This is a genomic window from Bacillus sp. SIMBA_026 (assembly GCF_046535335.1).
GTDB classification, from domain to species: domain Bacteria; phylum Bacillota; class Bacilli; order Bacillales; family Bacillaceae; genus Bacillus; species Bacillus velezensis.
In genome coordinates, this window is sequence record NZ_JAWRWX010000002.1 from 779,424 (window position 1) to 802,663 (window position 23,240).

Here is a 23,240-nt window from a genome sequence, read left to right on the forward strand (position 1 = left end):
TCCCGTTCTTATGTTTAGTGGGATTGTACCCTCTTTTTCATATGATGTAAAGGTGTCGGACCCGCGCGCTCCCGTTTCGGCAATTCTTTGCGGACAGGCATCCATCGGTTTTTATCCAGCCTGCCGCTGGCCGATTTCGTTTCATCGGTCAAATCCGCCGATCGGACACGGCTCACAAACGAAAAAGCCCCAGCCGTCCGGTTCGCTTTCTTATGATAAGCCGCTTGGTTTCCGTACACGGCGGCTAATGGATATCTTCCGTTACCCGGCGCCATCCAGTTCATCAGAAAGACCATCCACACCCGTAAAGATACTAGCAAACGTTTCATTGCAAATCATCCCTCCGCTTCTTTTTGACAGACAGCTTGTTCGCAGGCCTGTTTTTCTCTCCGCTTTAACGGAAAAGGCGGCCGATCCTTCTCCGCTAAAAACTAGCGGGTCTAGCAACCCTATGACTCTATGATAGACGCGGCCGGTCGAATTGTTTGTCACAATATGAGTGAAAAAACAAACTAGTTTTCAGAAGTTTTGTTGAAAGCTGATGGAAATGACCTGAAAAATGGAAAAGCCGATAAAAAAAGTTATACACACTTTATCCCTTGGTTAAGCACAGCTTAAACACAGGGTATATCCACATATCCACAAACTTGGTCTATATTTTGTATAGGAACATTCGTTCCCAACAATATATATACACAAATTTATTCAGTTATGCACAGGATTCTGTGTATAACTCCCTCCTTATTCACAGACCAATTTCCATAAATGAGTCATATGTCACAAGGATTATTTTGAATTTTCAAGAAATATATACTAGATTTCTAATTTAGATAAAGAAAAAAGGGGGAAACACGATTGAAAAAAGGAATCATCCGTTATCTGCTTCCGGCTTTTGTCTTATCCTTTACCTTATCCACAAGTTCACAGGCTGCTCCGGCTTCAAAACCGCAAACTCCTGATCTTGAGAAGGCTGAGGTGTTCGGTGACATTGATATGACCACCGGCAAACAAACGACAGTCATCGTGGAGCTGAAGGAAAAGTCACTGGCGGAAGCAAAGGAACTCGGCAAAGCACAGACAAAAAGCAAGCTGAAAAGCGAACGCACAAAAGTGAAAAAGAAAGCGCTCAAAACCGTTAAACACGGAAAAATCAACAGGGAATATGAGCAAGTGTTTTCCGGCTTCTCCATGAAACTCCCGGCAAATGAAATCCCCAAACTGCTGAGTGATCAGGATGTCAAAGCGGTTTATCCGAATGTCACCTATCATACCGATCAGCTCAAAGATAAAGACATCACCCTATCTAAAGATGCCGTGTCTCCGCAGATGGATGACAGCGCGCCTTATATAGGGGCAAATGACGCGTGGAAGCTCGGCTATACGGGTAAAGGCGTCAAGGTTGCCATTATTGACACCGGTGTCGAATATAAACACCCTGACTTAAAGAAAAATTTCGGACAATATAAAGGATACGATTTTGTGGATAACGACTACGATCCTGAAGAAACGCCGTCCGGTGATCCGAGAGGCGCGTCGACTGACCACGGAACCCATGTCGCGGGCACGGTAGCGGCAAACGGAACGATTAAAGGCGTCGCGCCGGATGCTACACTCCTTGCCTACCGTGTGCTCGGTCCGGGCGGAAGCGGAACAACGGAGAACGTCATCGCCGGCATCGAACGCGCGGTACAGGACGGAGCGGATGTCATGAACCTTTCTCTTGGCAATTCTGTGAATAACCCAGACTGGGCGACAAGCACGGCGCTTGACTGGGCGATGTCAGAAGGCGTCACGGCCGTTACATCAAACGGAAACAGCGGGCCGAACAATTGGACCGTCGGCTCTCCGGGAACGTCCAGAGAAGCGATCTCCGTCGGAGCGACCCAGCTGCCGCTGAACGAGTACGCCGTCTCCTTCGGTTCCTATTCCTCAGCGAAAGTAATGGGCTACAACAAAGAAGATGACATAAAAGCACTGAATAAAAAAGAAACAGAGCTCATAGAGGCGGGTATCGGCGAGCAAAAGGATTTTGAAGGCAAAGATCTGAAAGGAAAAGTCGCGGTCGTCAAACGGGGCAGCATCGCCTTTGTGGATAAAGCCGACAACGCCAAAAAAGCGGGCGCGATCGGTATGGTTGTGTATAACAATGCCCCGGGAGAAATTGAAGCCAACGTACCGGGCATGTCCGTGCCGACGATTAAGCTTTCATCAGAAGACGGCGAAAAACTCGTCAGCCAATTAAAAGCGGGCGGCACAAAAGCGACTTTCAATTTATCCGTGGCTAAATCGCTCACTGAACAAATGGCAGACTTTTCGTCACGCGGTCCGGTTATGGACACGTGGATGATTAAACCTGACGTCTCCGCTCCCGGCGTAAATATCGTCAGTACTATTCCGACCCATGATCCGGCCGACCCGTACGGCTACGGATCGAAGCAGGGAACGAGCATGGCTTCCCCGCATGTAGCCGGCGCAGCTGCCGTCATCAAGCAGGCCAAACCGAAATGGAGCCCGGAACAAATAAAAGCCGCTCTCATGAACACGGCGGAAACCTTAACGGACGCGGACGGTGACGTATACCCGCATAATGCGCAAGGCGCCGGAAGCATCAGAATCATGAAGGCAATCAAAGCAGACTCTCTTGTCGCCCCGGGAAGTTATTCTTACGGAACGTTTATGAAAGACAAAGGCAATGAAACGAAAAAAGAAACCTTTACGATTGAAAACCAATCGTCCATCAGAAAATCATATCAGCTCGAGTACTCTTTCAACGGCACGGGCATTACCGTTTCGGGCACAGACCGGGTCGTGATCCCCGCTCATCAAACCGGAAAGGTCAATGCGAAAGTAAAGGTCAATGCCAAAAAAGTAAAGGCAGGCACCTATGAGGGAACCGTCACAGTGCGTGAAGGCGGAAAAACAGTCGCAAAAGTGCCGACGCTGCTGATTGTAAAAGAGCCGGACTATCCGCGCGTGACGTCAATCGACGTGCAGGACGGCACAACGCAGGGAACCTACCAAATTGAAACCTATCTTCCGGCGGGAGCCGAAGAGCTTGCTTTCCTTGTATATGACAGCAATCTTGACTTTGTCGGCCAAGCCGGCATCTACAAAAAGCAGGATAAAGGCTATCAATATTTCGACTGGAACGGCAAAGTCAATGGTGACACCGCACTGCTGGCAGGAGAATATTATATGCTGGCCTATGCCGCGAACAAAGGGAAATCAAGCCAGGTGCTGACTGAAAAACCTTTTATCATTGAATAACCGAACAACCCTGCTGGAGCATCAGCAGGGTTTCTTTCTGATTAATCGGCAAAAGCTTCTCGAAGCAGGCGGTATGACTGAAGTTTATCTTCAAAATGATGAGTAATGGTTACAGCCATCACTTCTTCTGTTCCGTATGCTTTACTGAGAGCCAGAATCTGTTCTTTCACTTGCTGCTTCGTTCCGATGATCATTCGATTCCGATTATCGGCAATTCGTCTTTGTTCATACGGTGTATACGTATTGCCGCGGACGGTTTCGTAAGACGGTACGCCGTGAAGCGGAATCCCCTGTTCACCTGCAAGCAGCGTATAATCCATGACGGCCGCGAGTTCCTCCGCTTTCTCCTCCGTGTCCGCGCACAGCACAAACACCGCCACGGCTGTTTTTGGTTCTTTACCTAATAGAGAAGGTTTAAATCTGCGCTTATATTGTGCCGTCGTGCTTTCTCCGCCTTCTCCATTAATAAAGTGAGCAAACATATAGCCTGCTCCCATTTCTGCACTCAGAAGCGCGCTTTCCCCCGAAGAACCGAGAAGCCAGACTTCCGGCGCCGTCTTAATAAGGGGTGATGCCGTGAGATTCGGAAAACGGTGATTGTCGTCGGCTGCATCATGCAAATACATCGCCAGCTCACGAAGCTGCTGCGGATATTGATCAGCGTTACGCTTCCCGCCGTCATTCAGCGCCCATGATGCGATCGGCATTCCGCCCGGCGCTCTCCCTAATCCGAGATCGATTCTGCCCGGCGTCAACCCTTCAAGCACGCGGAAATTTTCCGCCACCTTATATGCGCTGTAATGCGGAAGCATGACACCGCCCGAGCCTACACGAATCTCATTCGTTTTCGCCGCAATATGGCTGATCAGCACTTCAGGGCTTGAACCCGCCAACCGCTCTGAAAAATGATGCTCTGACACCCAAAACCTCTTATATCCGAGCTTTTCCGCCTCCTGCGCCAGTCTTACTGTATTCCGCAGAGCACTTTCCGCGGAACTCCCTTCTGATACAGGAGATTGATCCAATATACTTAATGAAATCATCACTGTCACCTCATCAACATCGTACCACTGCTAAGCCGTTTTTTCTTTCTGTATGCTTATAAGCATCCCTGATGATAAAGATTTATATACCTTGTTCCATTTTGTCGAAATATGTTACACGTGAAACATAAAAAAACCTCTCCCGGTCAGGAGAGGTTTTTTCTTAATTCTTTTGAAAACCTTTATCTTTTACATATTGATTTAAATAGGTTCTCGGTTTTTGTTTCATGAACTGCAGGATTTGATCAGACCACGTTTCAACCCGCTTGCCGTTTGTCCGTTTATCATAATAAGCGGAAATGGTTTCATCATATTCCTTCATATAACTGCGGAAGTGTTCTTCATTCGTATCGTATGTGTTTTCATGATATACGGCTTGTTTCGGCAGGCGCGGCTTTTGACCGGACGGATGAGCGGGATGACCGACTACCAAGCCGAACAGCGGCAGCACATGGTCAGGTGTACCAAGCACTTCCGTCACCTGATCAAGTTCATTTCGAATGCCTCCGATATAACAAATGCCAAGCCCCATTGATTCCGCGGCAACACTCACATTTTGTGCGGCAAGTGCGGCATCAATGACGCTGACCATAAACATTTCCGTATTCTCAAGAAGCTCGGTAATGTTTTCGCCTTTTTCCTCAGCAAGTTTTTTATGGCGGTACAAATCAGCGCAAAACACAAACAAGTGCCCGTTATTTTCGACGTAAGGCTGGTTTCCGGCCAGCGCCGCCAGCTTCCGCTTTTTCTCCTTATCGGTTACGCCGATGATGGAGTAAGCCTGCACGTAACTGGACGTTGACGCCGCCTGGGCGCTTTTCACTAATGTATCTATCTCTTCTGCTGTCAGAAGCTCGTCAGTAAATGATCGGATCGACCGATGATTAAGTATAGTTTCGATGGTATTGTTCATATAAAAGCCTCCTTCTCTCTATATCATATCCGAAAGGGAATCATGTCAAAAGCGAAATGCTCTAAACAAAAAAAGACAGCCCGAAAAACGAGCCGTCTCACATTAAGAATTGAACAAGTAGCTTTTATATTTCGTCAGCTGCACACTTGCATTATATACGATCCCGAAGCTGATTAATGTAGAAAGCACCGAGCTCCCCCCATAGCTGACAAACAGCAGCGGAATACCGGTAACCGGCATAATGCCGATATTCATCCCGATGTTCTGGAAGGTGTGAATCACGATAAGTGCAGTAAATCCTACGCAAAAAAACGCGCCAAACCGGTTAAACGCATGCAAGCGGTCAATCAGCACCACAAGCCTGTAAATTAAAAAGAAAAACATGACGACCGCAATGGCGCAGCCTAAAAATCCAAAACTTTCACCCAAAATCGCAAAGATAAAGTCGGTCTGCCCCTCAGGTACGTACACCTTCAGATTATGAACGCCGTTTCCGGTAATGCCGCCCGATCCGATCGCCATAACGGCCTGATCCACCTGCCAGCTTTTATCGCTCTCTGCCTGAGTCGTTGCCGCACTGGAGTCAGACATCCACGATGTAATCCGGTTAATTTGATAATCCGCAATGCCGATTGAATTCGCCACATGGGGAAATTCAATCACGAGAACTAAGAAAAGGCCAAGCACGAGCGCGGCCGAACCGCCGATGATGGTGATCAGCTTCCAGTTTACACCTGACATAAACACCATCACCATAACGATAAACAGACAGATCGCACCCGTTCCGGCATCCTGCAAGACGATCATCCCGATCGGAATAACCGTCCATGCCGCAATTTTCAAAAGCAGATTCACATCTTCCCGAAGCGACCTTTGATCCTTCGGGCCCGCCTTCGATATAATGGACGCGACCATCATCATAATTCCTATTTTCGTAAACTCAGAGGGCTGGAGGGTAAAGTTTCCGATTTGAAACCAGCTCTTCGCTCCGTTTTTAATCGGCGCGATGGATTCCGGCGCCACACGCAAAAGGAGCAGCGACAGCACGCCGGCAATCAATACGTACAGACTCAGTTTCTCAAGCTGCTCTAAATCAAAGTACAGCAATAATCCGATGAATCCCGCACCTATAACATAGAAGACAATCTGTTTCATCCAGGCACTGCCTCCGTACTGCCCGAACTGTCCGGCCGCATAAATCGCCGCAACACTAATTATTAAAAACACACCAAATATAAAAATCAAATCCCCCTGATAATAGGGATTTTGCTGTTTCTTATATCGACTCATTCTATCCCGCCTTACATTTTCATCGGAAGTCACTATTGTTTATTATACATGAACACTGTTCAAGAAAACATGATGAGGTTGCTTCCTTTTTATTTTTTACGGTTTGGGGACTACACGACATATGACGTGTCAGAAAAGGAAATGTTTCGGTCATGACGAAACTTTTCCGATAAAAAACCCCTTCTCGTCAGAAAAGGGGTTTCAGCTTATGTTTAACGTCATGAACAAGCTGTTCGGGTCCTCTTTATAATGTGCAAACGGATCACAATATTGAAACCCGGCTTTTTCATACAGGCGTCTGGCGGGGAGAAAAGCCTCCATAGAACCGGTTTCCACGCTGATCCGCTGATATGCTTCTTCAAGCATATGGCGGAGGATCCGGTTGGCTGCGCCTTTTCTGACATGATGCGGAGAGGTTTTCATTGATTTGATCTCACCGTGCAGGCTGTTTAACTCCTTTAAGGCGCCGCAGCCGAGCAGGACGCCGTTTTCCCTCACACTCCAAAACGTAACGTCAGGCTGACGCAGCCGGTCCGCATTGAGCGCGTGTATACTTTCCGGAGGAGAATGCATGGTCATGCTCTTCAGATGATCCTGCAAAAGCGCAATGACATCCGGCGCTGTGACATCTTCTTTCCTTACGTCCACTTCAAACCACCCTTGCTGTGCATATTTTCTTTGACCATAGCAAAGGTTCACAGCCTGCGCCATTCCATTGTCCGGAATTGTGACAGGGTATTTGGCCTTTCCGGTTTCTTGTACCTATCCAAAAATGAGGCAATAGTTGCAATACATTTCTCGAAAAAGCGGTATCAAAAATTGGAAAACATGGTATAATAATTGTAACAAAATGTTCAAAAAACGACCACAAAACAGACACATTTCATTCTCTGTATTTCATTTTGGAAACGCTCCCATAAAGTGAAAGGAGACATGTAAGATGGACATGTTTTTTGCTTATTTACTGGTCGCAAGCGCAACACCCCTCTTTATCTGGCTGGATAACAAAAAAGTCGCTCTTTCGGCCATACCGCCAATTATTCTCATGTGGGTTTTCTTCTACTTTTACGCAACCAGCAGCCTATCCCCTCTCGGCCACACACTCATGATCATCCTGTTTGCCGTCAACGTCATCGTTGCCCATATCGCCGCCTTTATCATTTACGGCCTTCCGCGCCTGCGCCGGAGAAGAAGCCAATAAAGGCACAAAAAACCCTCTTCGCCTGAACGAAGAGGGTTTTTTTTTATTCCTGATGTTCGGAATGTTGCTTCGCACCGCCAGGAGGGTTTCCATCCATATGGTCACCGTGATGGTAGTGCGCCGCAAAGATCCAGATGGAACCAAGGATGATAACAATCGCTCCGAAAAATCCGAAGAGCGTGTTTCCGACTTGAATTCCGCCGTTTTCGCTTTCTGTCATGTGCATGAACATGAGAAGCTGAAGACCGGCTTGGATAAATGCGAATCCGAAAATGATCCAGAGTTTTGCTGATGGGCTTAATTCCGTATATACTGCAACCCAAAGGGCCAGCAGGGTCAGAATAATAGACAACGCAAAACCTACGATATGCTTCCACGGAAAGTGGCTGTGTTCAGCAGATTTGTTTGCCATATTATAGTCCCCCCAATCCGATGAGATAGACGCCTGTAAAGATGAAGATCCAAACAACGTCTAAGAAGTGCCAGTATAAACTTGAGATAAAGATTTTTGAAGACGTCTGCGGCGTTAATCCGCGTTTCTTCAATTGCAGTAAGATGCCGGCAATCCAGAAGATACCGATCGTTACGTGCGTTCCGTGCGTTCCCAGAAGGACGAAGAATCCAGACCAGAAAGCACTTGTACCGAGAGATGCTCCTTCATGTACATAGTGGATGAACTCGTTAAGCTCACATCCGACGAAGCCCGCGCCGAGAAGAAGCGTAATGATCGTCCAAATGACGACGCCTTTTAAACTTCCGCGACGCATTTCATGAACAGCGATCCCGCAGGTGAAACTGCTGATCAGAAGCAGGAATGTCATGATCATGACAAGCTTCACTTCAAATAATTCAGCCGGTAAGACTCCTCCTGCTGTTCTTCTTTGAAGAACGAAGAAGGTTGCAAATAGTGTTGAGAACAACACAATCTCTGCCCCTAAAAAGATCCAAAACCCGAGAATATTGAGTCTGCCGGTTTCAGATTGATATTCCATAGGCGCGTTAGAATTGCCGTGTTCTGCATGTTCCATAAATCACGCCTCCTTTATTCGGAAATCTTTCTTTCCGTCTCTTTTATTTCTTCAACAGGTATATAGTAGCCATTGTCATATTCAAATGAACGAAGCACCATGCAAAGCAGAATGCCGATCAAGCCGACAATGCCCATCCAGAACCATTCAAATACAAGTCCGAAGCCTGCAATACCGAACGCCACTGACATAATAAGCGGTCTTCCGGAGTTGTGCGGCATATGGATTTTCTTGAACTTGCTTTCCGGATGAATATCCGTTTTGTCTTCTTTCAATTGCAGTAACGCATCTTGAGATTTCACTTCAGGAAGCACCGCAAAGTTGTAATGCGGCGGTATCGCAGATGAAGTCGCCCACTCAAGCGTACGTCCCACGCCCCATGAATCTCCGCTGATCTCGCGAGTAGAGTAGCGGAAGCTGTAGTAGATGTTGTAGCAAAGGATTAAGAATCCGACACCCATCATGAAGGCTCCGACAGTTGAAATAAAGTTCAATGCAGTCCATCCGTCATTCGGTCCGTAAGTGTAAATACGGCGAGGCATACCTTGCAGCCCCAAGAAGTATTGAGGGAAGAAACATACATTAAATCCGATCATAAAGATCCAGAAGAACCATTTTCCGATTCTTTCGTTCAGCTTGTGGCCGAACATTTTCGGATACCAGAAAATAAATCCTGCGAAACATGCAAATACCGTACCCGCGATCAGCACATAGTGGAAGTGAGATACGAGGAAGTACGTATTATGGTATTGATAATCCGCTGCAGCCATCGCAAGCATAACCCCTGTTACCCCGCCGACAACGAAGTTCGGGATAAACGCGAGCGCCCACAGCATCGGTGTTGTAAAACTGATCCGGCCTTTATACATCGTAAAGAGCCAGTTAAAGATTTTAACCCCGGTCGGAACCGAAATCGCCATCGTTGTAATCGAGAAGAAAGAGTTAACGGACGCACTGTTCCCCATTGTGAAGAAGTGGTGAGTCCATACAAGGAAACTCAGGACGGAAATGGCGATAATTGAGCCGACCATCGCTTTGTAACCGAATAACTGCTTTCTTGCAAACGCTGAAATAATTTCAGAGAAAATACCGAATGCCGGTAAGATAACGATATATACTTCAGGGTGTCCCCAAATCCAGAACAAGTTAGCCCAAAGCATCGGCATACCGCCGGCTTCCAGCGTGAAAAAGTGAGCGCCGAACAAACGGTCAAATGATAACAGCGCCAATGCCACTGTCAAAACAGGGAAGGCGAATACGATAATAACCATTGTAATCAGCGTCGTCCATGTGAACATCGGCATACGCATCAGCGTCATGCCTTTCGTACGCATTTTCAGGATCGTCACCATAAAGTTGATACCCGTCATCAGCGTACCGATACCGGCAATCTGAAGACCGAGCAGGTAGAAGTTCTCACCAGGCCCGGGACTCATGTCGTTGCTTGCCAGCGGCATGTAACTCGTCCAGCCTGCGTTCGGAGAACCTCCGATAACGAAAGAAATATTGAAAAGCATCGCACCTACGAAGAACGTCCAGAAACTCAGGTTGTTCAAGTAAGGGAATGCTACGTCGCGCGCACCGATCTGCAAAGGTACGACAACGTTGATCAGACCGATTAAAAACGGCATCGCCATGAAGATAATCATGATCGTACCGTGAGTCGTAAAGATCTCATTATAGTGGTTTGAGTCTAAAAAACTGTTATTAGGAAGCGCTAACTGGGCGCGCATCATCAAGCCGTCGACCCCGCCGCGGAACAGCATGATAACAGCAGAGATAATGTACATGATTCCAAGTTTCTTATGGTCTACAGACGTAAGCCATTCAGACCAGAGCCACTTCCACTTTTTGAAGTATGTGAGTACAACGATGATAGCAATAGTGGAAAGCGCAATGGAAACTTGTGCGCCCAGAATTAATGGGTCACCTGTTACAAAAAATTCATCCCATCTCAATTTCATTCGGGCTTCCTCCTTTCTTGTTCAATTTCAATCTTGTTTATCGTCGGATACTTTAAATTCGTTTTTCTTTACATTTTCCCACGGATCTGTTTTAGAGTGCGGTGATACGGCTTTGTAGCCAAGGCGTTTGCGCGCCTCCATCGCATATTCGGCATCTTGGCCGTGGTCAACGTATTTTAAGTGTGTAGAAGAGAACGTTAATTTACCGACATTCTCCGGAAGCATCAGTTCGTCATACTTCTCTTTCGTCAGCTTTGGAGAATCGCTTTGGGCTTTTTTCACCCAGCTGTTAAAGTCTTTTTGCGTAACAGCTTTTACGTTGAATTTCTGGTCGGCAAAGTGTTCGCCGGTGAAGTTCGCGTTGCGGCCTTCATATGTTCCCACTTTGTCAGCCTGTAAGTATTGATCCATCAGCATTCCCGCCATCGCGTATTTTTGTCCCCCAAGCTGAGGAATCCATAGCGATGCCATTGAATCGGCTGAAGAAATTTTAAATAAAACCGGACGGTCTACAGGAATGTTCAGGTAGTTAACCGTCTCAATATCCTGCTCTGGGTAGCTGAATACCCATTTCCAGTCTACCGAAGTAGCATAAACAACAAGAGGCTCTTTATCCTTTGTCGCTTCAGGCGCTTTTTCTAACGAATATATCGTCTGTACGGTAGGCACAGAAAGTGCAATAACAATTAAAATTGGGATCACTGTCCAGACTACTTCTAAGAACGTGTTGCCGTGCATCTCGGGCTTGTAATTTCCGCTGTCTTTGCCTTTGCGGTCGCGGTATTTCACTAAAATGATTGTAAATAGTACGAATACGACGCCGACAATGAACAGCATAAATCCGATTGACAAGAGAATCAGATCTTTCTGCTGGTCTGCTACAGGTCCTTTCGGATCTAAAACGGAAATGTCGCTGCATCCGCCCAGTACGAAAACAACAGCCAACATCGCTATTAAAAGTAACGGTTTAAATGCTCTGAACAAGAAGATCACCATCCTTCCTATTGATGTAGTGAATCTGAAATGTACTTTCTCAAAATCTTTTCTCTATCTACCTTGTTATGCTATCAAAATCTGCCCTTATTAGCTTTATTTTTTTCTAAAGTTCATCTTTTTTTCGACCTAATGTCACAAAATCGTCAAAAAATGCATGAACTTTTTCCACTTGCGCAAATCAAACATAAAAAGTTTTAGATCATTTAGCATATATAGAGAAAAAAGATAGTGAGAACGAATAATACCAAATAAAGGTTTACCATAATAAAAAACGCTGGTCAACAAAAAGTTTCATTTTGTTAAACATTCTACAAAAGAAATATTTTTTCCTTTGCTCACACCTTTTCACACGGTTTCCATTTTAACGCAACGCATTGTGAAAAAAAAGACCGGAACGCGCCTTGATATGTTCATTATAAAAAACGCATTCATATGTTTAATATGGACAAAACGAAGGTAACATATAGGCATAAATAAATAAAAAATAGGAAGTGATATTTATGGGTTTTATCGTATCTCTGATTGTCGCTATTATTATCGGCTGGATCGGAAGTTTATTTGTAAAAGGCAGTATGCCCGGAGGAATCATCGGGTCAATGATCGCTGGTCTGATCGGCGCATGGATCGGGCACGGACTGCTCGGCACATGGGGTCCTCACCTTGCCGGCTTTGCCATCATTCCGGCAATCATCGGAGCTGCGATCGTGGTATTCTTATTCAGCCTGATCGCCAGAAGCAGAGGATAAAAAAAAAGCCTCGTCCCTTATGGGATGGGGCTTTTTTCCGGTAGAGCGCCCAAATGGCGGATAAACCGCCGGAAAGCCGCTCTGCCTTCTTCTGTCTGTTTAAAGACGCCGGCATGCTCCAGTATCCGCGCAAAGGCATGGCCGATTTCCTCTCTCAGAATCTGTTCCGCGTTTTCTTTCGTTATCTTCCGCTTATGCAGCACACTGAGCGCCCAATCTTTATGCGCTGCCGCAGAAGGGTCTGCCGTTAAGACCGCTTCCGGGTCCGGTGAGCACAGCGCTTCAGCCGTGTATTTCATTTCTTGTTCAAGGCGGCCCGGCAGAATCGCAAGCCCCATTACCTCAATCAGTCCGATATTTTCTTTTTTCAGGTGATGAACTTCCTGATGGGGATGAAAAATTCCCAGCGGATGCTCATCAGAGGTGCGGTTATTTCTGAGGACGAGATCTAATTCGAATAAACCTTTTTTCCGCCGGGCAATCGGCGTAATTGTATTGTGCGGTGTTTCTCCTGAATAGGCGAGGAGATCAGCCGCCTCATCGGAATAACCGCGCCACGCCCGCAGGATGGCATCCGCCGCGCCGGAAAGCTCAGACGCGCTCTCGCTTTGCAGGCGGATGACCGACATCGGCCACTTCACAATTCCCAACACCGTTTTCGGATAGTCAGACAGCCTGTACCGGCTTTCTGTCTCCGCCCTCGCCATCGGGAATTCATAATTGCCCCCCTGAAAATGGTCGTGGCTTAAAATACTGCCGCCGACAATCGGCAGATCAGCATTGGAACCGAGAAAATAATGAGGATACTGGCTGACGAACGACAGCAGCCGGTCAAACGTTTTTTTACTGATCTTCATCGGTTCGTGCCGGTCTTTCAAAACGATGCAATGCTCCCGGTAATACACATACGGAGAAAATTGCAGAAACCACTGCTCATCGCCGAGAATCACCGGAATGACACGAAGGTTTTGACGCGCCGGGTGATCCGGTCTCCCCTCGTACCCGACATTTTCTTTACAAAGAACACATCTCGGATAATCGGATTGCGGCTGCTCTTTGGCAGCGGCAATTGCTTTCGGATCTTTTTCCGGTTTTGAAAGGTTGATCGTGATGTCCAGCTTTCCGTAAGCCGTCTCAGCCGTCCACCCGACATTCCGCTGTATTCTGTCCGAACGGATATAATACACATCCTCTGAAAACCGGTAAAACGCCTTTGTCGCCTGCTCCGGCCCGTGCACCGCCTTTGTTTCTTCAAAACGACGGACAATCTCGGACGGCTGCGGGGCAAAGCAGCCCATGATCTTCGCGCTCAGCAGGTCGCGATAGGTGTCTGTATCGGCTGCAATCCGGCCCGTTTCTGCCGCCCATTCATAAATCGGGGCCAATATGTCCGGCAATGATGCCGCCGATTCATTTTCTTTCTGTTCTGAAACTTCCGGATGGGTGATATGCAAAGCTTCATATAAACGGTTTCTTGTATATTCAATATCAAGATAGGAAATCAGCTCTTTTTGCAATCCGTACCGGATTAAACGTTCCGCGTGCCGCTCAATTGCCATCGTCATCCCCCTTTAGTTCTCTCGCTCCGGCTCCGACATCCGCCGTGTAAAAGTCAGCTTTTCTCCCTGTCTTTTCCTCATAGCGGGCTCCTGCCGTTTCAATAAAATCCGAAACCGCATCGTCCTTGACGATACTGACTGTACAGCCGCCGAAACCGGCTCCCGTCATCCTTGATCCGATCACCCCGCCGTGGCGCCAGGCCGCTTCAGCCAGTGTATCCAGCTCATGACTCGTCACCTCGTAGTCATCGCGTAAAGAGAGATGCGAATCCCTCATTAATTCACCGATATGATGAAGCTGATTGTTACTGAACATGTCGGCTGCCTCTATTGTGCGGTGATTTTCATAGACGGCGTGTTTCGCCCGGCGTCTGTTCACTTCATTCTGAATCAGCTCCGCATGAGCGTCAAAGGCGGAAGGGGTCAGCTCTCCCAGTGATTGAACGGAAAGATGCTTCTGAAGATCACAAAGCGCTTCCCCGCACTCCTTGAGCCTCGTATTATAGCCTGAGTCTGCAAGCGTTCGTTTTTTATTGGTATTTGCAATAACGATCGACAGCCCCGACAGCCCGAGTTTTGTATATTCAAAGCTGAGCGTCCCGCAATTCAGCAGAATCGCATGATGTTTCTTTCCCATTCCGATGGCGAATTGATCCATTATTCCGCAGCTGACGCCGATAAAGGAATTTTCCGCCGTCTGAGCGAGCTTCACCAAGTCGAGCATATCCGCCTCAAGCTCATGGCATTCCTTGAGAATGACCGCCGTAACAAGTTCAATGGAAGCCGAAGATGACAGCCCCGCGCCGTTCGGGATGTTTCCCCAGAACACAATATCGAAGCCGTGCGGAAGGGAAAAACCGCTGCCGAGACATTCCGCCATGACCCCTTTCGGATAGTTGGCCCACCCGTCCTCTTTTTGATAACGGATATCATCGAGACTGCATTCCTTTATGCCCGCTTCCTTAAATTGATGAGAGTACATTCTGACGAGCCTGTCCCCTCTCTCCCGGACGGCTGCATATGTACCGATCGTCAGCGCGCACGGAAAGACGTGGCCCCCGTTATAATCCGTATGCTCTCCGATGAGATTCACTCTGCCGGGCGCAAAGAAAATGCGCAGGTCCTCCGATTCCCCGAATACATCAGCAAACGCTTTCTTTATTTTGTGCTTCATACGCATCCCCTTTCACCATTACACTTTCCCCCGGGGCGCGGAAAGAAACCGTTATGACACGCCCTCTTCTTTCGCTTTTCTGAAGACAATCCACTTGCTGGCCGCATAGTTGACGACTACGATAATGACGTTATCGGCGATTTTCGCCAACGTTTCGTTCATATGAAATTGACTGACCAGAAGAATCATCATGGCGAGATCGATGGCGAGAGACAATACCCGCACGCTGAAAAAGGCCGTCAATTCTTTCATCAGACTCCGCATCCCCGCGGTCTTTTGCTGAAATACATACAGTTTATTCGTGACATATGCAAATAGAACGGACAGAATCCAAGCAGCGACGGTCGCCGCCTTGTAATCCATCTCAAAGGCCGACGTCAGAATGTAAAAACTGACGATATTCACGATGGTCGTGAATATCCCCATAATGATATACATCATAATTTCTCTGTAGCGCATAGCAGTTCCTCGCTTTCTGAAAGACTTTTCTAAACCTTTTGTCAAATCAAGAAGAACGTTACCCCGATTTTCTTCCGCTGACAAAAACATAGAGCGCGTCAAACATGCTGCGGAAAGTAACCGGCCTTCCCAGCACATTGGATTGCTTAACTATCCCGTCGATGAGCGCGCACATCATGTTAGCGGTATGCTCGGTATCTATATGGTCTTCTATTAAATTCCTCGATTTGAGCCAATTTATGTACATGGTGCTTTCTTCTATCCATAATTTATAAAGACGGATATAAGCTTCATATTCACTGACGACTTTGTAAGTAGGCATATGAACGGCAAAAGACACAACATTCCAGGCTGGCTTGCTGTTTACAAACCGCATCAACAGGCTGGCCGCGCTTGCCGCAGCTTCACAAAGCGTCAACGGCCGCGCTGTTTGCTTTTCTAATTCGTCGAGATAGCCAGTGATGATCCTTTTTTTAATCTGACGCCTGTCTAACAAATGCTTCAGAAAATCTTCCTTGCTTTCAAAATGAACGTAAAACGCACCTTTGCTGAAACCCGCCGCTTTACTGATGTCATCGATTGAGACTGAATCGTAAGCTCTTTCAATCAGGAGATGAAGGCCTGCGTCAATAAAACTTTCAAATGTTTCTTCTCTCTTAATTTGAAATTTGTTTTTTTTCATTTTTTACCCCAGCTGTTTGATCATTCACTTTATCTTACACCGAATCATTCTTTTGCGGTATTTTTTATGCAAAAAGAATATGCTAGTCGACGCTTTGAGGGTAAATATTAATAGGTCATATGATTTATTTTTATTTGCATACTATCCAGTCAGTATTTATTTGTTTATTATTATACGTAAGAATTCTTGAAGGATTTTGGTTATTTCAGTCATTTTCTTAGGGAATAGGTAGGTGAATTCATCTTCAATTTGGGATTACCGGCCAACTATGTGTGATATTTGTTATACATTGGCTGCTGTAGCTGGGCAAATCAATTTTTCAATTGGAGGTTCTTATGAAAACTCATGTAATGAAAGATATAGATCAAGATTGGCAATTGTTAATTCAAGAGGCTAGAATCATGGGTTTGCACATTGACGATGTGAGGCGCTTCTTAAATACTGAAAAAGCGGTGAAGAAAAAAACACCAATGAAAAACACCATCCGCCAGCGGTAAGATTACAGGCGGATCCTTTTACTATATGACCTGCCACAGTCCGCCCGCACCCGAGTTTTCAAAGGAACATCCGCAATAAGAGGGGAATCAGAGAACAAACCGTATACCGGACAACCATTCCCGTCCGCATTCCGCAATTGAACAGCCAAACATGGTGATATGAGATCCCCCCGCTGCATATCTTGTGTATATGCCCGTTTATGAGGTGATACACAGATGGATACGAATCCCTATTATGATGAAAAACAACAGAACTACTACGAAGGCCTGAATCCTTATTTATTGAACAAAATAGACGAAAACTGGCGGACAGTGCTTGATGTCGGCTGCGGCACAGGCAATTTAGGAGCGGCGATCGAACACCGCGGAATAACGGTTTACGGCATTGAAGCGTATCCCGAAGCCGCAAAAAAGGCGGAAAGCAAATTGAGCCACGTGCTTTGCGGCGACATTGAATCCGCCATTCTTCCGTACGAATCAGAACAATTCGACTGCATGCTGTTCGGAGACGTTCTTGAGCATCTTATCGACCCGTGGTCCGTGCTGAAAAAGCTTCGCCCGTATGTAAAAAAAGACGGCACGGTGCTTGCATGCATACCGAATGTCGGCCACATCTCAGTGGTGCTGGAGCTTTTAGCCGGCAAATGGACTTACAGGGACGCCGGATTAATGGATCAGACCCACCTGCGTTTTTTTACCCGTGAAGAGACGCTTTCATTATTTAAAGCCGCCGGCTATGAGGTGAAACGCATTGAGGCGATCCGCGTTGATCACCCCTCTTATCACAAAGCCATCGCATCATTGCACGAAGTATGCGTACAGCTTGGCATAAGGCATGACTTTATGACAGAAGCATCGGCGTATCAATATGTGATTGAGGCCGAGAGGAGCATGTAATGGATTCACATTCATTTCTGTTTGTCGTCTGTGTGAATGACGAGTCGCTGTACTCCCGGTGCAAAAGCCATATCATGCAGCTTACCGTCCCCCCTTCATACTCCGTTGATATCATGCCGATATACGATTCAGCAAGCATAGCCTCGTCCTACAACAAAGCGCTGAGACACCCCTCCAAATATAAAATTTATCTGCATCAGGATACCTTTATCATTCATCAGCATTTCCTTCATGACATGCTTCATATCTTTCAATCTCATCAGGAGCTCGGCCTTCTCGGTGTCGCCGGCTGCAAAACCCTGCCGCCGAACGGCATTTGGTGGGAAAGCGGAGAGCGGATGGGAAAAGTGATTGAATACCGGGGGAATGCTTATCATTCGCTGGTCTTTGAGCACGGTGATGAAGACGGACTGTTTACGCCCGCTGACGCCATTGACGGCTTGTTAATGGCGGCTCAATATGACGTGGAGTGGCGGGAGGATTTGTTTCGCGGCTTTCATTTTTACGACACATCACAGTCGCTTGAATTTCAAAAACACGGCTATCAAGTCGGCGTCGCCTGCCAAAAAGACCCTTGGTGCCTTCATTTTTGCGGCGACTCATTTGACGCCGCGGCTTATGAAGCGGACAGACAAACATTTGTCAAACACTATATGGCAAAGCCCTCTCGCTGATCGAGAGGGCTTTTTTCGGGTTAACGTTTATTCAGTTCCCGCTCAATGATTTGTTCAAAGGTTTCCTTCCCCGCCGCGCCAGGGATTCTCTCATCGCCGATGATAAACGTCGGCACTGCCGTAATGCCGGCTTCCTCATAAGCATGGCGGAGCGCTTCCCGCTGTACGTGTCTGTACGCTCTTGTCTCAAGCGCCTCTTTGAAGGCAGCGCCGTCAAGTCCGGCTTCTTCCGCAAGCTTTGTCAGCACGCCAACGTCACCGATATTTTGTTCTTCCTGAAAGAACGCCTGAAAAACGCGTGTATGGTATTCGCTTCCTTTCCCATGTTCCTTTGCGAAATGAAAGCCTTCAAATGCCAAATCCGTGTAAGGATGCGGTGACACGCGGGGGAACGTGATTTCAACGCCTAAAGACTGCGCCATCGGCTCAATGGAGTTTTTCCACATCTGCCGCTTGGCGGGATCATTCACCGGATCAAGTTTCGGCGAGGGGCTCGGACGCAATTCAAACGGCATCCATTCCACCTGTACGTCCTTGTCCTTGATTGCTTCTTCAAACGCCGCTTTGCCGACAAAGCAAAACGGACATACATAATCAGAATATACTTTAATCTGCAGTGTCATTGTAAGTCTCCTTTCCTTTTCATTTTAAGTTGTAACATATATAGTTACAAGTGTTTTTTAAAAAACACCCTCCATATGAAAGGTGTCACGATTCCAGCAGCCTTTGGGCGATATATTCTCCTTTTTTACAGCCGCCGGGACAGGCGAATAAGGAAGAGCCGATCGTTTGTGTGTATTCATTCAGTGCATCCTTTGCCGCCAAAGCCTTCAGCATCGGGACAAATTGGCGGTCCGGGTCTTTTTGAAAACAGATAAACAGCAGGCCTGCGTCAACATAGCCCGTCTTCGGATCAATTCCGTCCGTATAGGAAAATGCCCGGCGCAGAATCTGTCTGCCGGTTGATTTTGCCACGCTGACATGCGAGTCGGCGGGAATTTGATTCAGCTTCACGGGATCGGTTTCCTTTTTTTGTCCGAAAGGCGCGCCCGAGCTTTTCACCCGCCCGAACGTGTCCTCTTGTTCCTTCAAGGATGAACGGTCCCATATATCTAAAAACATCTTAATTTTCCTAAACGCCATGTACGTGCCGCCCGTCATCCAGTCCGGCTCACCTGATTGAACCCAAACGATCGAATTCATCAGGTTTTCATCCTTTGTGCTTTGGTTGCCGGTGCCGTCTTTGAATCCGAAGAGGTTGCGCGGCGTTTCCCCGTTTTTCCCGCCGCTTAAGAAACCTTTATTGAGAAAGCGGACTTCGCACACGCCTGCTGCCTGTTTCATCAGGTTGCGCACCGCGTGAAACGCCGTTTGTTCATTATCCGCGCAGACCTGTATGACGATATCACCGCCGCCTTGTTTCTTATCGAGCTTGTCGTTAGGCATCGGTGGAATATCGGCGAGGTGCTTCGGTTTTTTATCTTTCAGTCCGAAGCGGTCCTTCCCGTCTTTCTCGAAAAACCCGGGGCCGAAGCCGAAGGTAACGGTCAAATTCGCCGGGGCCAGATCCTGCGACTCCCCGGTATCCTGCGGAGGCATATATTTATTTTTCTGTTCGCCCGACGGGACGGCGCCTGAAGTCAGCAGCTGCGTCAGGCTTGTCCATTGTTTGAAAAGGGAGATGACATCGGCTTTGTCGCTTGACATGACATCAAGCGCTGCAAAATACACATACGTCTGATGCGCCGTTGTGATTCCCGCTTGGTGCTTTCCGTAAAAAGGAACGATTTGATCACGATCACGTTTTTCATCATTCTTCTTTGAAGCGGTGGCCGCCGGTTTGAAGAGCGGCGCGAGTCCTCCGAGGCCGCTCGCTCCGACAGCAACGGCGGCGCCCGCGACGGCGCCCCACTTCAGGACATCCCGTCTGTGGATCTGTTTTTCCTTGTTTTGTTCATCGCTCATGCTGTGTCTTAACTCCTTTTAAAGCACATCGGCAATCTTCGACATGGTTTCAGAAAGGGCCGTCAGCTTCGTGCTTATCTCCCTGATTTGATCTGTACTTAATGTATCACAAGACGTATACGATTGATCGCACGTTTTGTATTTCGACATCAAAACTTCAAATTCGCTGAATTCCGCATCAAGTTTTTCCGTGACCTCGAAATGATCTCTCACTGCGCGCTTTTTACTGGTTCATAGAGTGCTTTTAAGCCTTCGGCGCCGGCGGTGATTGGTTCAGGCATCACTTTGAGCAAGGCGATAGAGCCGTCAAACACTTCGGTCGATATTGCAAGCTGATTGCCCTGTTCTTGACATACGGCTTATATTCTCCAAGTCCGTCACTGCCTTTTTGCGCACACAGAAAAAGGGCCGCCCTATCGGGACAGCCCTGCTTTGGAGTGCCGAATTTCCTCTGAAAACTTGCGCGCCGCCGCTTTTGGATCTTCGGCTTGGCTGATGGCGCTGATCATGCTGACGCCGTCTGCACCCGCTACAATGACGGGCGCCGCGTTGTCAGCCGTAATGCCGCCGATTCCTACAATCGGAATGCTGATGCCCTGACGCCGCACCTCTTCAATCAATGTAACGCCCTGCACAGCTTCAGCATCTTTTTTTGTTTCGGTCGGATAGACCGGGCCCATTCCGACGTAATCGGCTCCGGCGGCTTCCGCCCGCTTCACCTCGGAGACGTTATGTGCTGACACACCGAGAATCATATCGCCGATTGCCGCTCTCGTTTCTTCGGCGTCTGCGTCATCCTGTCCGATATGCACTCCGTCCGCCTGAAGGCGCAAGGCCAATTCGACATCATCATTAATGATGAAAGGAATCCCGGCCTGCCTGCAGACATCCTGCACCTGCTTCGCGAACAGGACACGTTCATCCCCTGTTAAAGAACCGCTCCCCTTTTCCCGAAATTGAAAAAGCGTAGCGCCGCCCTCAATGGCTTTTTTCACCACAGAAACGGGGTCTGCGCTTGTATTGTTTGATCCCATAATAAAATAAACCGATAACATATCCTTCATCATTTCCCGAGAAATACGCGTCATTTTTCTGTCACCCTTTCAATTGCAGCAAGCTCGGCCGCTTCTTGTTCTGAGATGCTTGCCAGCTTGTTTAAAAGCTCAATCTGGAAGCTGCCCGGCCCCTTTTGGGAGGTGTCCAAAGCGGCAAGCTGAGCGGCGCTTCCGTATACAGAAACGGCTGAAACGGCCGCTTGCAGAACGTCCTGCTCCGCTGCGCAGAAGGCTCCGATTACAGATGTCAGCAGGCATCCCGCCCCCGTCACCTTCGTCAGCAGTTTATCACCGTTATGTACGGCGTATGTGTCGGCGCCGTCGGAGATGACGTCGGTTTTTCCGGTAATCGCAATGACCGTCTTCAGCCCGCTTGCAGCCGTCTTAGCGAGCTGAACCACATCTCCTCCGGCTTCCCCCGCATCCACGCCTTTTATCTTCCAATCAGGGGCGCCGGCAATATTGGCGATTTCCGCGGCATTTCCGCGAATGGCGGACAAGCGGACCTCCTGTATGATCTTGCGGGCTGATGCCGTCCGAAACGGCGTGGCGCCTGCGCCTACCGGATCAAAAATGACCGGAACACCGTTTTCATTGGCCGATTTTCCGGCTGCGATCATAGCTTCAACCGACGCCGAATTGAGGGTGCCTATATTCAGGACGAGCGCTCCTGCGATTTTCGCCATGTCGGCGGCCTCCTCAATTGCATAAGCCATAACGGGCGATGCGCCGAGCGCGAGCAGTCCGTTAGCGGTGAAGTTCGTGACGACATTATTGGTGATACTGTGAACGAGCGGGTTTTGATCCCGCACTTTACTCAAGTGTTGAGCTGCGGTTTGTGCGTCCATGCTTAATCATCCTTTTTTCTCTTTTTCGGATTCCATAAATACGATTTCGTATGCTCCAGCCAGGCTCTGGCGGCAAAGGACATATAGCGGTCTTTCCGCCAAATGATGGCTAAATGCCACGGAATAACCGGATGAACGAGCGGAATGGTTCTGACTTTGTCAGGATCAAGACCGCGGCAGATTCTTTCCGGCAGCAGGCCGATACCGAGATTGGCGGATACCATTTCGCTGATAAAGTCCCACTGTGACGTTTCATAAATGACGTGCGGCCTGAATCCGGCTTTCACGCATTCCGTCATAATTCGATTATGAAGGACAAAATCCTCCCTGAAAAATATGAACGGCTCTTCTTTCAATTCGTGAAGACTGCATTCTTTCTCGTCAGCGAGCCGATGTGACGGATGGACGACGAGCATAAGGGTTTCCTTGACGATTGTGAACGTATGAAAAATCTCTTCATTCGCGGGAAGCACGACGACCCCGATATCAAGCGAGCCGTCCTCCACTCCTTGCTGCACTTTAATAGAGCCGTCCTCAACAAGCTGAAACGTCACATCGGGATATGTGACGCGGAAGTCTCCGAGCACTCTCGGGAAAAAGCCGGACCCGATCATCGGCGGAAGACCGATGCGGACGTGCCCTTTCTTCACTTCCATAATATCGTTCAGCTCTGACGTCAGGTTTTGGAATGACTTTGTGATTTCCTGCGCCTGCACATACATGCTCTGCCCGGCGTCAGTCAGTTCAACTTGCCGGCCATTGCGGTAAAACAGCTTTATGCCGAGCTCCGTCTCCAGGTTTTTAATCATCTTTGAGATTGTCGGCTGTGAAACATACAGCGACTGTGAAGCCTTCGTAAAGCTTTTCAAACGGGCCACTTCCAAAAAATACGTTAAGTGCCGGATATCCATTACATTTCATCCTTTCTATAGACAAAAGGAATACACATTATTCTTTATATGTATTTTACCTATAGCAAAAC

24 protein-coding genes and 1 pseudogene are annotated in these 23,240 nt (G+C 47.8%); 6 read left to right on the forward strand and 19 right to left on the reverse strand.

Annotation, left to right across the window (positions count from 1 at the left end; translation table 11 throughout):
* Positions 1 to 14 precede the first annotated feature (14 nt).
* Positions 15 to 329: a hypothetical protein gene (locus SB847_RS14750; protein WP_029325747.1), complete on the reverse strand. Its 315-nt coding sequence runs from the start codon at positions 327 to 329 to the stop codon at positions 15 to 17.
* 526 nt (positions 330 to 855) lie between these two features.
* Here SB847_RS14750 and SB847_RS14755 point away from each other — a divergent pair.
* Complete coding sequence (locus SB847_RS14755) at positions 856 to 3,267, forward strand: S8 family peptidase (RefSeq protein WP_410564116.1); 2,412 nt, start codon at positions 856 to 858, stop codon at positions 3,265 to 3,267.
* Between the two features lie 41 nt (positions 3,268 to 3,308).
* Here SB847_RS14755 and SB847_RS14760 read toward each other — a convergent pair whose 3' ends face one another.
* The 4 genes from SB847_RS14760 to SB847_RS14775 all read right to left on the reverse strand — a co-directional run bounded on the left by SB847_RS14760 (position 3,309) and on the right by SB847_RS14775 (position 7,161).
* On the reverse strand, positions 3,309 to 4,310 hold the full coding sequence (locus tag SB847_RS14760; RefSeq protein WP_342019173.1) for an LLM class flavin-dependent oxidoreductase: 1,002 nt from the start codon (positions 4,308 to 4,310) through the stop codon (positions 3,309 to 3,311).
* Between the two features lie 163 nt (positions 4,311 to 4,473).
* Positions 4,474 to 5,223, reverse strand: a complete 750-nt coding sequence (gene nfsA / locus SB847_RS14765; RefSeq protein ID WP_007407708.1) for an oxygen-insensitive NADPH nitroreductase — start codon at positions 5,221 to 5,223, stop codon at positions 4,474 to 4,476.
* Between the two features lie 102 nt (positions 5,224 to 5,325).
* Positions 5,326 to 6,513, reverse strand: a complete 1,188-nt coding sequence (locus SB847_RS14770) for an FtsW/RodA/SpoVE family cell cycle protein (RefSeq protein ID WP_007407709.1) — start codon at positions 6,511 to 6,513, stop codon at positions 5,326 to 5,328.
* Between the two features lie 201 nt (positions 6,514 to 6,714).
* Positions 6,715 to 7,161 (reverse strand): GNAT family N-acetyltransferase, encoded by a 447-nt coding sequence (locus SB847_RS14775; protein WP_105937168.1) that lies wholly within the window; start codon positions 7,159 to 7,161, stop codon positions 6,715 to 6,717.
* A gap of 292 nt (positions 7,162 to 7,453) precedes the next feature.
* On the opposite strand from SB847_RS14775, the gene ywcE reads away from it, so the two are divergent.
* Positions 7,454 to 7,714 (forward strand): spore morphogenesis/germination protein YwcE, encoded by a 261-nt coding sequence (ywcE, locus tag SB847_RS14780; RefSeq protein WP_003150937.1) that lies wholly within the window; start codon positions 7,454 to 7,456, stop codon positions 7,712 to 7,714.
* A 43-nt stretch (positions 7,715 to 7,757) separates the two neighbouring features.
* Here ywcE and qoxD read toward each other — a convergent pair whose 3' ends face one another.
* Genes qoxD through qoxA form a run of 4 tightly spaced genes read right to left on the reverse strand, consistent with a single transcriptional unit; the run spans position 7,758 to position 11,699 of the window.
* Entirely contained in the window at positions 7,758 to 8,126 is a 369-nt protein-coding gene (qoxD, locus tag SB847_RS14785; protein ID WP_014419185.1) for a cytochrome aa3 quinol oxidase subunit IV, read from the reverse strand.
* 1 nt (position 8,127) lies between these two features.
* Complete coding sequence (gene qoxC / locus SB847_RS14790; protein WP_003150930.1) at positions 8,128 to 8,742, reverse strand: cytochrome aa3 quinol oxidase subunit III; 615 nt, start codon at positions 8,740 to 8,742, stop codon at positions 8,128 to 8,130.
* Between the two features lie 14 nt (positions 8,743 to 8,756).
* Complete coding sequence (qoxB, locus tag SB847_RS14795) at positions 8,757 to 10,706, reverse strand: cytochrome aa3 quinol oxidase subunit I (protein WP_007614578.1); 1,950 nt, start codon at positions 10,704 to 10,706, stop codon at positions 8,757 to 8,759.
* Between the two features lie 27 nt (positions 10,707 to 10,733).
* Positions 10,734 to 11,699, reverse strand: coding sequence for a cytochrome aa3 quinol oxidase subunit II (gene qoxA / locus SB847_RS14800; protein ID WP_087920812.1), 966 nt, complete (start codon positions 11,697 to 11,699; stop codon positions 10,734 to 10,736).
* 503 nt (positions 11,700 to 12,202) lie between these two features.
* Here qoxA and SB847_RS14805 point away from each other — a divergent pair.
* On the forward strand, positions 12,203 to 12,448 hold the full coding sequence (locus SB847_RS14805; protein WP_003150926.1) for a GlsB/YeaQ/YmgE family stress response membrane protein: 246 nt from the start codon (positions 12,203 to 12,205) through the stop codon (positions 12,446 to 12,448).
* A 17-nt stretch (positions 12,449 to 12,465) separates the two neighbouring features.
* On the opposite strand, the gene galT is transcribed toward SB847_RS14805, so the two are convergent.
* The 4 genes from galT to SB847_RS14825 form a co-directional block, all read right to left on the reverse strand.
* The gene (gene galT / locus SB847_RS14810; protein ID WP_410577969.1) at positions 12,466 to 14,007 is read right to left on the reverse strand and encodes a UDP-glucose--hexose-1-phosphate uridylyltransferase; all 1,542 of its coding nucleotides are present in this window, start codon (positions 14,005 to 14,007) and stop codon (positions 12,466 to 12,468) included.
* The gene (locus SB847_RS14815) at positions 13,997 to 15,181 is read right to left on the reverse strand and encodes a galactokinase (protein ID WP_044802422.1); all 1,185 of its coding nucleotides are present in this window, start codon (positions 15,179 to 15,181) and stop codon (positions 13,997 to 13,999) included. The genes galT and SB847_RS14815 overlap by 11 nt, the downstream gene beginning before the upstream one ends.
* Positions 15,182 to 15,232: 51 nt before the next feature.
* Entirely contained in the window at positions 15,233 to 15,619 is a 387-nt protein-coding gene (locus tag SB847_RS14820) for a GtrA family protein (RefSeq protein WP_029325749.1), read from the reverse strand.
* A gap of 79 nt (positions 15,620 to 15,698) precedes the next feature.
* On the reverse strand, positions 15,699 to 16,322 hold the full coding sequence (locus SB847_RS14825) for a TetR/AcrR family transcriptional regulator (protein WP_410577970.1): 624 nt from the start codon (positions 16,320 to 16,322) through the stop codon (positions 15,699 to 15,701).
* 335 nt (positions 16,323 to 16,657) lie between these two features.
* Between SB847_RS14825 and SB847_RS14830 the strand changes: the two genes are divergently transcribed.
* The 3 genes from SB847_RS14830 to SB847_RS14840 all read left to right on the forward strand — a co-directional run bounded on the left by SB847_RS14830 (position 16,658) and on the right by SB847_RS14840 (position 18,390).
* Positions 16,658 to 16,819 carry an anti-repressor SinI family protein gene (locus SB847_RS14830; RefSeq protein ID WP_003150917.1) on the forward strand — a complete coding sequence of 54 codons (162 nt, stop codon included), beginning with the start codon at positions 16,658 to 16,660 and terminating at the stop codon, positions 16,817 to 16,819.
* 216 nt (positions 16,820 to 17,035) lie between these two features.
* Positions 17,036 to 17,716 carry a class I SAM-dependent methyltransferase gene (locus tag SB847_RS14835; protein WP_088461844.1) on the forward strand — a complete coding sequence of 227 codons (681 nt, stop codon included), beginning with the start codon at positions 17,036 to 17,038 and terminating at the stop codon, positions 17,714 to 17,716.
* Positions 17,716 to 18,390, forward strand: a complete 675-nt coding sequence (locus SB847_RS14840; protein WP_101670224.1) for a glycosyltransferase family protein — start codon at positions 17,716 to 17,718, stop codon at positions 18,388 to 18,390. The genes SB847_RS14835 and SB847_RS14840 overlap by 1 nt, the downstream gene beginning before the upstream one ends.
* 20 nt (positions 18,391 to 18,410) lie before the next feature.
* Here SB847_RS14840 and SB847_RS14845 read toward each other — a convergent pair whose 3' ends face one another.
* The 6 genes and pseudogenes from SB847_RS14845 to cidR all read right to left on the reverse strand — a co-directional run bounded on the left by SB847_RS14845 (position 18,411) and on the right by cidR (position 23,169).
* Positions 18,411 to 19,013 (reverse strand): DsbA family oxidoreductase, encoded by a 603-nt coding sequence (locus tag SB847_RS14845; protein WP_012118748.1) that lies wholly within the window; start codon positions 19,011 to 19,013, stop codon positions 18,411 to 18,413.
* A gap of 85 nt (positions 19,014 to 19,098) precedes the next feature.
* Positions 19,099 to 20,355, reverse strand: a complete 1,257-nt coding sequence (gene efeB / locus SB847_RS14850; protein ID WP_069007053.1) for an iron uptake transporter deferrochelatase/peroxidase subunit — start codon at positions 20,353 to 20,355, stop codon at positions 19,099 to 19,101.
* 18 nt (positions 20,356 to 20,373) lie between these two features.
* A pseudogene (locus SB847_RS14855) lies at positions 20,374 to 20,693 on the reverse strand (Efem/EfeO family lipoprotein); the annotation flags it as partial.
* Between the two features lie 75 nt (positions 20,694 to 20,768).
* Positions 20,769 to 21,443 (reverse strand): thiamine phosphate synthase, encoded by a 675-nt coding sequence (gene thiE, locus SB847_RS14860; RefSeq protein ID WP_410577973.1) that lies wholly within the window; start codon positions 21,441 to 21,443, stop codon positions 20,769 to 20,771.
* Positions 21,440 to 22,258: a hydroxyethylthiazole kinase gene (gene thiM / locus SB847_RS14865; RefSeq protein ID WP_410577974.1), complete on the reverse strand. Its 819-nt coding sequence runs from the start codon at positions 22,256 to 22,258 to the stop codon at positions 21,440 to 21,442. Before thiM ends, thiE begins: the two co-directional genes overlap by 4 nt.
* 2 nt (positions 22,259 to 22,260) lie before the next feature.
* Entirely contained in the window at positions 22,261 to 23,169 is a 909-nt protein-coding gene (gene cidR / locus SB847_RS14870) for a cidABC operon transcriptional activator CidR (RefSeq protein WP_003150908.1), read from the reverse strand.
* Positions 23,170 to 23,240: the final 71 nt, after the last annotated feature.